This window comes from Candidatus Accumulibacter vicinus (assembly GCF_000584955.1).
Taxonomy (GTDB): Bacteria; Pseudomonadota; Gammaproteobacteria; order Burkholderiales; family Rhodocyclaceae; genus Accumulibacter; species Accumulibacter vicinus.
Genome location: NZ_JDSS02000024.1, coordinates 89,568 through 100,592, shown reverse-complemented (window position 1 = coordinate 100,592; position 11,025 = coordinate 89,568). Strand labels below are relative to the sequence as shown.

The following is an 11,025-nucleotide window of genomic DNA, read 5'->3' as shown; positions in this document are numbered from 1 at the left end:
CGGCCACTGGCGGATCTCAGCTACACCGTGTTCGATACCGAGACCATTCCCCTAAAATGAGAACTTATCGACATCGATGCCAGTCTGCCGATGCTCGGGATCACGGATGCAGTAGAATCTGCCCATCTTCCAGGATGGCTTGCCGTGAAAGGTCTGTGATGCGTGCATACAAGGTTTTTCCTGCTCTGGCGCTGCTGATGCTGTTCAACATGGTCATCGCCAAGCCTTTGCCGGAGGATCCGCTCGAGCGCCGCTGCTGGTTACAATACACGGCCGAGCGAACTTCGCTGAGTCTGTTTGCCGAGTCCACACCGGTGACCTTCTCGAATCTTGGAGACGGATTCCAGGTACGCACGCCGTTCTGGATAGAATTCGGCATCCGCGGCATGGGGGTGATCCCTGCTGGCCACAAAAGGGAAAAAAGCGGTCATCACCACTTGTTGATCGATACGCCTTTACCCCCATCAGTTGCTGACCCCATCCCCTTTTCTGAAAAGTATCGGCATTTCGGCCAGGGGCAGACCGCCACCCTTCTCGATTTACCTCCCGGTCCGCATACCCTGCGCCTGCTTTTTGCCGATTATGACCACCGCCCGTACTACGTCTTCAGCCGGAAAATCACGGTCAACGTCATCGCCAACCGTACGCAATCGCCCCCGCCCAGGATCGACCCCGAACGGTTCAGCGAAACCTGCCCGAAATGGTATCAGGATCAGGTTTCGACCCCCCCGAGCGAGAGCAAGCTGGTGTATGTCAAAAATATTCGCGATGGCGAGAGCGTCGATAGTCCGTTCGTGATCAAGCTCGGCGTCATCGGCCTGGGCGTGGCGCCGGAAAAAACCTCGATCCCGGACACCGGCCATTTCGTTTTGAATATCAGGAAGAATCGATCAGCGCCGACGCGCATGCGCCTGAGTGATGGCCAGACCGAAACGATCCTGGATTTGAGTCCCGGCGAGTATGAGCTGGAGGTCTTGTTTCTGGCTGGTGATGGGCAATTGTTGTTGAAGAATCAATTGACGCTGACCGTGGTCACGCAGGTGCATATGCCACGCAAGTGATTCTGGCCGTTTTGCTGGTCATCAGAACAGACGCAAGCTCGAGCGGGCCTCTCGACGCATCGATCCCGCTGTATCACGAGGTTCTCGGCGAACCCGTCCCGGCATCGCAGTCATGCGAACGCTGCAGCGATATCCCCGGCCGGTGCAACAATGGCCCCGCTCGCGTAGTAGTGATAACCGCTTTTCGGGCCGACCGCCCAGTTCTCGAGATCGGTCTGCTCGATCAGGTTCGGGTCTGTTGCCGCCTTGCTCCAATGGACTTCGATCACTTTCCCATAGGTGATGATGGTCATGTGCTCGCCGCCATGTGCAGCGAGCACACCGAACGGAACCTTCTTCAGCTTGTTGAGCTGGGTGGTGTCCTTGGTCGTGGTGCTCGCTTTTGCCATCGGATCCTTCGGCTGTTCCGGTGCATAATTGATCACCCGCTGCGAAACGCTGACGCCCGGATAGCCTGCCTTGCCATAGTCCTTGTAGTAGGTCTGGTTCTTCTTGGCGATCGCCGAGGTGTAGCTGGCCTCATCGCTATTGGCCTTGTCGAGCTCGGTTTTAGGGATCTGGTAAGCTGGATCGGGTGCCCAATAGACCCCCTTCCAGCCTGCCTCGGACTGCAATGCCGCCTGCACGTCCAGCCCGGATAGCCCGGTGCCGCCACGGGCTTTGGTATTCTCGGCGGATTTCTTCCTGACCTTGGCCCAGTCGGCCGCCCGCCCTTGCTGCGTGAACGTCGATGACAGAACCTCGAGCACGATGTTGGTGCAATCGGTTGGCGTCGCACCCGCCGGAACGACCGGGCACTGGTTGCCCACATAGGTGCCGGTGCCCGTTTCGAGGATGGCCAGGTCGTGCGTAACGTCCTTGAGGCGTGTAGTCGCAGCACCGACTTCGCCGAACGACTTGCCGGAACCGGTCTTCACGATCCCTTCGAGCCTGGTCTTCTCCGCCGTCAGCGCGGCAATGTCGGGAGGTTTGCCGGTGGGCTTGGTGGTCCACAGGTAAAACGTCCGGTCCGCGTAGGCGACCGCGTCGCCGGCCTTGTTGTAGCCAATGCAACGCACCAGGTGGCGCCCAGCAGTCGGAACCCACACGGCCGGCCCCTTGTTCTGGATGATCAAGGGTGCCGTGGTCGCATTGGCGTCCTTGTTGGCGGTCGCGAACCCGCCGGGCAGCACGGCATCGGACGGATCGTAGAACTCCCACTGCAGCCGGGTAATGTCGGGATCGGCAAAAGTGACCGTCACGGTCTGCGCGATCACGGGCGGACCGCCGGTATCCGGAGGAGAGGCATCGATGTCGGGAATCTTGCTGACGTCGACCTTGCTTCGATCAAAAGGAACGTCGTCGCCGCCGGCTTGTGGCGCCGCGGGCGTCCGTCGCAGCGTGGGCCTGATGCTGGTCATGCCGTCGCTCTTCGCCTGCTGGACGACATGCGCCAGTTCATGCGCAAGCAAGCGACGCCCCTCGCCACTGGCCGGTGAGTATTCGCCGGCGGCAAAGACGACATCGCTGCCCACCGAATAGGCGCGTGCACCCACTTCTCTGGCCGAACGTTCGGACGCCTCGCCGCGATGAATGCGCACCGCCGAAAAGTCATGCCCAAACCGACCCTGCATGTCCTGACGCACGGCCTTATCGAGGGCCTCGCCGTTCTGACCCAGGACACGCTCGACACTGTCGGGCACTTCCGCTGCATCGCGGTGGGTGGCGCCATTGTCCGCGGGGAGGCTGGGCCGTGCGTGTGCGGACGAAAGAACCTGCCGCGCCGCCTGGTCGGCGGCCTGTTCACTGGGCGAATCCTTCCCACCGATGACCGCTCTGGCCTGCAGTCGCCGGCCGCCAGGGGTCTGCAGGAGGGCGGCAGTCCGGCCGCCGGCGGGCGCACAGCGCGGACAGCCCCCGCCGCAGGAGCACTGTCCGTACGCCTGGCTTGCAGGCGCCAGTGCGCGCGTGTCGAGTCCGCCTGCCGGCGACTTGCCCGGTGTACACCGCGACACCGCGGCTTCATGTCGTGAGAGCATGCCGTGCTCGCTCATCTGTGGATCCTGATGTTGACTCTCAGGTCCATCGAGATGCCTTCGCATCCTCGGCGATCGACCCGGATGTGTAACAACTGGCGTCCTGACGGCGTCGTGATGCGACCGACCTCGGGCGGGTGACTGTCGGAATCATCGCCACAGATGTTGGGTCCGACCGGCAGGCTGCGTGGAGTACCGCCATTGCGGGTGACGGCATAGGTGTCCGCGCCTGTGCAACAGTCGACGGATTCACCCACCGGCACCCACACCGCGGTAAACGTGACGGTGGCACGACAGCCTCGCGGCACGGTGAAGTCGAGAGTGGTGAAATTGTGGATCAGCAGGCTTCTATTGGACTCCGCACGGCAGCCACCTCCCTGCTCCTCCATCGGCTCGGCACCCTCGCCTTCGCCGAGGTCTTCCGTAACGGCCCAGTCGTCTGCCGCGTCCTCGCTATCACGCTGCAGCCATTCATCGCCGCCGCGCTGCTGCACCACATGGGCCAACTCGTGCGCCAACAGGCGTTGCCCCTCCGTCGCCTCGGGATGGAAGCGATCCCGTCCGAAATAGAGGTCATTGCCGATGGCAAACGCTTTGGCGTGTAGCCGTTCGCTCAGTCTCACCGCCGTTGCGTCAGTGTGCACCCGCACCTTGTCGAAGTCCTCTCCAAAGCGGCTGCCCATCGCTGCCCGGATCGACGAATCCAGCCTCTGCCCCTCCCCCCGACTGGTCTCTATCGCCTGCTGCACATCAGCACCCGCGTGCGTTGTGCCGGCTTGCGCTGCGTCCCTGGCAATCCCGGCCTGCGCGGCTCCAGGCGTGATCGAAGCAGCCACGGAATCGCCTCTGATGACACGATCGGCGACGCGATCGGCTTCGATCTCGCCGGCATCACCTGGCTGGCTGATGGGCCATGCCTTGCTGCGGGACTGGCACGTCGGGCAGGTGCCGCCGCAGGGGCAGGCAGAGGCATCGTGCCGCAGCGCTACAGGGGCGACCGCAGGTGCCCGGACCGCCGGGCTGAAGAGGGATCGCGGCACAGCCGTCGGCGTTCTGGCGGCAATTTTTTCACGCTGGGCATTCTTCATGGTCGGCACCTTCTCAGGGTTTCTCTTTCGACACCGTGCTGCCATTCGCCGGAGATCCGGCCGTCGCCAGGGTGTTAAGCGCCGCTGAACAGCGGCCGCAACCGCAGCTTCTCCAGTTCGCTCGCCTGCAACCGCGTTTCACTGACCTTCACCTCGCCGCTCGCCAGCGTAAACGCTTGCGCCGCGGCTGGTACCAGTTTGCCGCTGGCGCTGCCGACCTGCAAGGTCAGCTTGCGCCCGGCACCGATGGCGTCGACCTGCGCCGGCTGCAGAATGAACGCGTAGTAGCCGGAGTCGTCGGTCTCCACCGGCGGCACGCCCACCACCGGGGTGCCCTGCTCGTCGATCAGCGTCACCGCCACATGCGCAGTCGCCCTCGCCGACTCGTCGGTGATGCGGCCCTGCAGCAGGGTCTCGTGCTTGGTGAGCGGCGGCACGCGGATGTTGGCGATCTCGGTCTCGATCTCGAGTGCAGCGGCGCGGCGCAGGATCGCGTCGCTGCCGTTCAGGTAATGCGCCACACGCGGATCGTCGCCCGCCTCGCCGAGGCGGCGCGCCTCGGCGACGGCGAGCAGGCGGGCGGCGAGCTGCACGTCGCGGACCATGCTCAACAGTTCGCTGCGCTGCTCCTGCAGTGTCTCGAAGAGGCCTTCGAGATCGCTCTTGTAACTGTTCTGTCCGGTGTTCAATATCAGGGCCATGGTGTCACCCGTGTGGTTTGAAGAGGATCGCGGCAACGATGCTGCGGCTCGCGCACAGACTGCCGGGGTTGAGAATCTGGTTGCCGACCTTGACCTCGGCCATCGCCGGGTTCATGTCGTTGGCGACGATGCAGTGGTCTCCCTGGTTGAAGCTGGTATTGTTGAGACGAACCCCCAGGGACAGCAGCGACAACAGTGTCTCGGCACCGCGCTCGCCGAGACGGTTGCCGGTGGCGCGCAGGGTGTTGCCATAGAGCAGGGCGTTGGCGATCAGGTTGCCACTGCGCAGACTGAACGACTGGTTATCCTGGTACGCGAGATCATCGAGCGTTGCCAGCAGCTGACAGCTCGCGCTGGTATTGCTCTGCCCGGTACGCGACTGGTTGTCGTTGAACACCAGCTTGCCTGCCGGGAAGAGCTGCTCCACGGCCGCTGCACGTTGCGGCCGCAGCATCGCGGGGGCGGCGTGCAATGCGGCCGCGCGCAGCGCCGCCGCCTGCGCGTCGATGGTGGCGCTCTCGCTGGCCGGCGCGGCCGCGTCCTTCTCGGGAACGATCTGCGGCCTCGCCTCGGCCGCCTGCAGCGTGCTGGCGCGCTGCAGGCGCATCCCTGCCACGGCCTGGTTGACACCGCCGAGGTCGTAGATGAAGACCGTGCCGGCCATGCGCTCCTGTACGGAGAGTCCCGACAGCTCGCTGGAAAAAGCGTTGTCGGTGCACTGCAACGGACCGAAAGCAATCGCATGGAGCGCCAGCCCGACTGGTTGGTCGACCAGGTTCTCATGAATGCGCGCTGCCGGCCGCGCGTTGAAAGTCTCGCCCTGGGCAAGGGCGCGCGCGTCGAGCAGATTGAAGTTGGCAACGAGGTTCAACACGATGCCGCCGCGCCGGCCGGCGATCAGATCCTGGCTGCTCAGGTCCGGGGTCAGCGGTCCATTATCGATCAGGCGATTGTGCGCGATCTCCACGTCCTCGCCATAGGCGACGAAGATGCCGCAAACGGGATTGGCGCCGCTGACGCCATTGCGCTCGATGTCGTTGTCGACGATGGCCAGCGCTTCGCACAGGCCGAGCGAGATGCCACCCAGACCCTGCGACGCTGCGGTGAGGCGCAGCGCGTTGTCGAAGGGGTTCTGCAGACAGCCGCTGATATGGTTACCGCGGATCGCGAGCCCGACCACCGGGGTACCGAGCTGCCGGCGTGCCGCAGCGAGTGCATTGGCGCGCAAGGCTGCCGCCGGCACCGACACGGCGCCGGTACCGATGCCCGACAAGCCCATCGCCGCGATTTCGTTGCGCTCGATGGTGATGTCGTAGAGGAAACCGGAGTCCTCGGGCATCGGCGCCTCGTCGGCCTTGAGCACGATCGTCAGCACGAAGGACTGATTGTTCTGGATCGGCTGCAGATCCAGCTTGTCGATCACGAAACCGGGCTCGCCCTCGGTGACGCGGAAGGTCGCCGGGTTGCTGCCGAAGCTGAAGCTGCCGTCGGCATCGGTGACGAACGAGCGCGCCTGGTTGGTCGCCGTGTGGGTCAAGGTGATCTGTACGCCGGCGCGCGTTTTGCCATCGGGACCGAGGACGCGCCCGCTGACCCCGGCTTCCTGCGGCAGCGTGAACAGGTGCTCGGGTTCTGCGGGCGGTGCGGGCGGTGAACTGCCCAGCGTCACGCCGTTGCCGGCGCCACCGACGATCGCGTTCTCGAGTACGCGCACGCGCTCGCAAGCGCCGCCCAGCCGAATGCCGCCGAGCGCCCGATACGGCTGCTTCGGCACGAATAGCGACGGCAGCCTGATCGCCCACACCTGGCTAATGTAGCGCACGAACAGCCGCGGATTGAGATAGACGACCGCCAGCCTGGCACAGGGGTCGGTGGGGTCGACCGGATCGGTCTCGGTCGGCACGTCGAGCGGCGGCATGTCCGGCGCCGGCAACAGGCGGATGTCGTTGCGCTCGATCCGGCTGTCGTCGCCGGCAAGATGGATCGCCACATCGCTGCCGCGCTTGTCGAGCATGCGGATGCGGTTGTGGTGGATGTTGACGCCTTTCGCCCGGCGCGCGTGGATGGCGTTGCTGCAGGCAAGAATGCGGTTGTACGCGATCTCGATGTCGACGCTGCCAGCGGCCTGGCTCGCCTCGATGACGATGGCGGTACCGCCGAGCGTCACCATGTCCAGGTGCTCGAGGCTGACGTTCTCGGCATCGCGAATCGTGAACATCGGCAGCGTTGCGCCCTGTGCACGCGGAATCACCTTGGTCTGGGTGTCGCAGCCCTTGATCCTGACGTTGCGCCGGCCGGCAATCAGCGCATTGGTCTGGTGCAGGCCGGGCAGCAGGCAGATCTCGCCGCCGTTCACGGGCAGGTGCTGCAGCGCTTCTTCGATCGAATCGAAGTCGCCGTGGCTGTTGCGGCCGTCACCGACGATGAAGGTGCAACATATTTTCTGGTTGCTCAGCGGTCGAAAGACGCGTCGGCAGTCGTCGATGTCGCCGGCAGCATGGCTGATGCTCAGCGGCGGCGGGCCGTTCCAGTTGAGGATGCCGAGCGCGACGCGATGATGCCGCACGCCCTGCGGCGGCGCCTTGGTCGGCCACAGCGGTGGTTCGAAAGCGACTCCCGACGCGCGCACCGGGAAGGTCCAGTAGTCGCCGGGCTGATAGTTGGCGTTGTTCGCGGTCGCCGCCTCGAACTCGACCCGGATGCCGTCCTTCAACTCGACCGGGTTGGCGCCACCGACCGGAAAATCGGCCACCCTGGCGATGCCGTTCCAGAGTCGGAAGAAGCCGCTCGCCGGGGTTGCCGTCGGCCAGACGCCCTGCACCTGGGTCAGTGACAGCACGCCATCCTGCGCCAGCGTGGCGCTGGCGCTCAGCGTGACCCGCCAGGCGCCCAGGGCGGCGTCGAAGACGAGCGCTTCGAGATGGAAATCGCTGACCCCGCAATGGTTGATCATCTGGTCGTTGGCGGTGATCGTGACCGTGCCGCTACCCGGCGCAGCGGCCGCATAGAGGCCACGGCCGACGAGACCGCCATTCCATTGCGACCACTTGAAGCGCGCCTGACCCAGGGCATCCGGGTCGGCGATCTCGATGCGGTAAAGGTAATGTTCAAGGCCGCTGTAGCCACCACCGGCAGCCAGCGGACAGTCGCCGGTGATGGTCAGCAACGGCGCCGGCGAGACCGTCAGCTTGCCCTTGGCGGCGAAGTCGTCGGCGAGGTCGGTGGCGGCGCTGCAGTCATCGTTGGGACCGAGGCGCAGCAACTGCAGCTTGACGAAGGCCTGCGTTCGCTCGGTCGTGTCCGGCCCGCCCAGCGCCGGCTCGATCAGGTTCAGCGGGTCCTGAAAACCGCTGACCGAGTCTTCCCAGACGTCAAGAACGACTAGGTCGCGAACGCCATCGGCGATCGTGGACGGCGCCGCTGGCGGGGTCTGGAAAGGCGGCGCGAAATAGCTGGCGAGGAAACTCGATGGGGCGGCCAGCGTCAGCGCAAGACCATCGGCCCAGGCCCGGCCGGCAGCGAGATCGACCTTGACCAGCGTGCCATCGCTACTGGCAGCCTGCAGTTTGAAACCGTCCGGGTTTGCCGCCGGCACCGCCAACAGACCGTCGCCGAAGGCATCGCGGGCAGCCATGGTGCGCCACCTGCTGGCGATCGCCGCCGCCTCGTTCCAGTCGCGGTCCAGCAGCACGCGGCCCTGCTGGTGCAGCACGCCGCTGTAATGAGGCGCCGTATCGAATGCGAGGAAGGAAAAGTCGCCCTTCATGATCGTGATCCTCTAAGTGATCGGAATGAGCACCGGTCGCACCCCGACCGGCATGAATTCCTGCAGCCGGATGCCGATGTTTTTCCATTTGTGCGTGTTGCGCAGATACCCGAATGCGCCCATCTCATCGCTGGCCGGGCCGTCCTCGCGGATGCGGCGGTCGCAGTCGAGCCGTAGCTGTGCATAGCCCGGGCGACCAAAGCACTCGGCACTGAAGCGCAGCCGTGCCTCGCTGCCAAAGACGCAGCCGAAGTGCTGCGGCAAGCGGTCATGGTCGCCGCTGAACCAGCAGAATTTCAGGCAACTGCCGCGCTGGCCGATGCTGACATCGACGGTGTGGCTGTCCTGGTTGTCGTGCACCTCGAGGCGGTGCACGAACAGGCCGCCTTCGCCGCGCGCGGTCTGCACGCGCACGCGGCCGAAGGCGGTGAGGCCGCGCACCACCAGGTCCGGGCCCCATGCCAGCTCGGCGTTGCCGGTGGCGGCGCCGAGCGCCAGGGCCGGCAGCGTTGCAGTGCTGCCGCTGCCGGCATCGACGATGCTGTCGGCCAGCGTCAGCAGGTAGCCGCTGTCGATCGCGAGCGGACCGGCAATGCTGCGCTCCAGTGTCACGGCCGGCACCTGATCGAAGGCATCGCTTTCGGCGGGGGCGAGACCATAGTCATTGGTGAGGCGCAGCGCTTCGCGCATCGGTGCACGCGTACCGCTGGCACTGCCGTCGAGCAGCAGCCCGCCGCCAGGATCGAGTGTGCAGCCGAGGATGCGCAACTGGCCGAGTGCCGCCTGCATCAGCAGCGCATCGCCAACCGGGAACGCCGTGGCGCGCGTCAGGTACAAGCCTTCGAGCAGCAGTTCAAGGACTTCGGCATTGACGGCCCCGGCTCCGCCGATCTGCGTCGGTCGCGCCCGCAGCGGCTGCAGCAGGCGGACAACCGGGCGTTCACCGGATGCGCTGCGAATCCATAGGGATTGCGCGAGGCGTAGCGACAGAACACCGGCGTCGTTGCCGATGCCGGCGATCGCACCGAGGTCGAGGACATGCGTCTGGCTGTCGGTGATCTCGATGAGCAGCGCTTGCAAGCGCTTCGGCAGGTCGTCGAGCGCATGCTGTAGCGCGAAGGGATCGTCGAACCAGTTGATGCGCCTGACTTCGTAGGCCTGCTCGCCAGGCCAGGTGGCCGGCAAGGGCAGACGCTGCACGGGCTGCGCGCCGCTGGGACCGGCCTGCGCATAGCTGGCCGACACCAGCAGGCCGTCTGCCAGGGGCTCGGCCTGCACCGCCGGGTCGGCATCCGGGACGCCGAACACCAGCCGGCCACGTTCGGGGTCGATCGCCACCTCCCAGTCGCGCAGCGGCGGTGCGATGCCGGTCTCCCAGGCACAAAGATTGGCGCCACGAATTCGCCAGGCCTGCCCGAGGAAGGGCGTTGCGGGCAGGTGCAGCACCAGCCCGACCGGGTCGGAGCCAGGATGCGCGTCGCGCGGGTCGGTGTAGGTCTGCACGCTGACATAGTTCGCCGGGCGGCCGGCCGGCGTACCGTCGCTGAGCCGTGCCGGCGGCATCCGGTCCGGTACTTCGTCTTCACCGCCGAGGCGCGGCGGTTCTGCGTCGGCATGGAAGCGATGCCGGTTGAACAGCGGCCAGGGCTCGCCCTGTGCCTGTACGTCGAAGCGCACGGCCAGGGCAGCAGCGCCGGGTGACGGCGGGATGACGGCGATCTGCCGGAACAGCGGCCGCGACAAAGGCACCTGGAAGTCTTCGAGCCGCCACAACAGCACCGCCAGATTCGGCAGGTTCCAGCCCGACAGGCCCAGCGTCGGCGGCTTGACGTCGACCACCCGTGCGCACGCATCGAAAGCTCCGCCAGTCAGCGAGAGCAGCGCCGGATCGCGCAGTGTCGCGGTGCCACCGCGGATGGCGGCGCTGAGCTCGCGGGCAAGACGCAGAGGCGGCATTCCGCCGGCGTCGGGACGCGGGTGATTCAGGGGCTGGTTCCACGCCAGGCGCTCGCGCATCTCGACCGCATGCGCCGCCCAGCCCGAGAGCGCGAAGACCTGCGACTCGACGGCGCCGAGCGTCCCCTTGCGGCGGCGGTGGAAAACCGTGCGCGCGACATCGGCGCGCAGCGTCCACGGATCGCCGGCCAGGCGCGAGGTGCCCAGCAGGTCGGCGAGGTAGGCCACCACCCAGTCATCGCAGTGTTCGATGAAGAGGTCGTGATACTGTGCGTCGGTACGGGCGTGCAGCGCTGCGAAGGCGTCTTCGATGACGCCGAGAAAAGCTGCGAGTTGTCCGGGCGGCGTCTGCTCACTGTCGCGGATGCGATATACCTCGGGAAGCCGCTCGTACAGCGGCCGGCGTGGCGAACTCATGGCAGCCCTCCTGGCTCGTCG

General features: G+C 65.7%; 6 protein-coding genes. 1 reads left to right on the top strand and 5 read right to left on the bottom strand.

Going from position 1 to position 11,025, the window contains the following annotated elements; translation table 11 throughout:
• Positions 1-158 precede the first annotated feature (158 nt).
• A complete protein-coding gene (locus CAPSK01_RS22695; RefSeq protein ID WP_273703514.1) occupies positions 159-1,061 on the top strand; it encodes a DUF4399 domain-containing protein in 903 nt (300 codons plus the stop codon).
• Positions 1,062-1,171: 110 nt separating this feature from the next.
• On the opposite strand, the gene CAPSK01_RS22690 is transcribed toward CAPSK01_RS22695, so the two are convergent.
• The 5 genes from CAPSK01_RS22690 to CAPSK01_RS10985 all read right to left on the bottom strand — a co-directional run bounded on the left by CAPSK01_RS22690 (position 1,172) and on the right by CAPSK01_RS10985 (position 11,004).
• On the bottom strand, positions 1,172-3,094 hold the full coding sequence (locus CAPSK01_RS22690; RefSeq protein ID WP_273703513.1) for a DUF4157 domain-containing protein: 1,923 nt from the start codon (positions 3,092-3,094) through the stop codon (positions 1,172-1,174).
• Positions 3,091-3,912 (bottom strand): DUF4157 domain-containing protein, encoded by an 822-nt coding sequence (locus CAPSK01_RS11000; RefSeq protein WP_273703512.1) that lies wholly within the window; start codon positions 3,910-3,912, stop codon positions 3,091-3,093. The genes CAPSK01_RS22690 and CAPSK01_RS11000 overlap by 4 nt, the downstream gene beginning before the upstream one ends.
• Positions 3,913-4,238: 326 nt before the next feature.
• Positions 4,239-4,865, bottom strand: coding sequence for a carboxypeptidase-like regulatory domain-containing protein (locus tag CAPSK01_RS10995; protein ID WP_034926275.1), 627 nt, complete (start codon positions 4,863-4,865; stop codon positions 4,239-4,241).
• Positions 4,866-4,869: 4 nt separating this feature from the next.
• Positions 4,870-8,631, bottom strand: coding sequence for a DUF6519 domain-containing protein (locus CAPSK01_RS10990; RefSeq protein ID WP_034926273.1), 3,762 nt, complete (start codon positions 8,629-8,631; stop codon positions 4,870-4,872).
• A 12-nt stretch (positions 8,632-8,643) separates the two neighbouring features.
• The gene (locus CAPSK01_RS10985) at positions 8,644-11,004 is read right to left on the bottom strand and encodes a hypothetical protein (RefSeq protein ID WP_034926270.1); all 2,361 of its coding nucleotides are present in this window, start codon (positions 11,002-11,004) and stop codon (positions 8,644-8,646) included.
• Positions 11,005-11,025 lie beyond the last annotated feature (21 nt).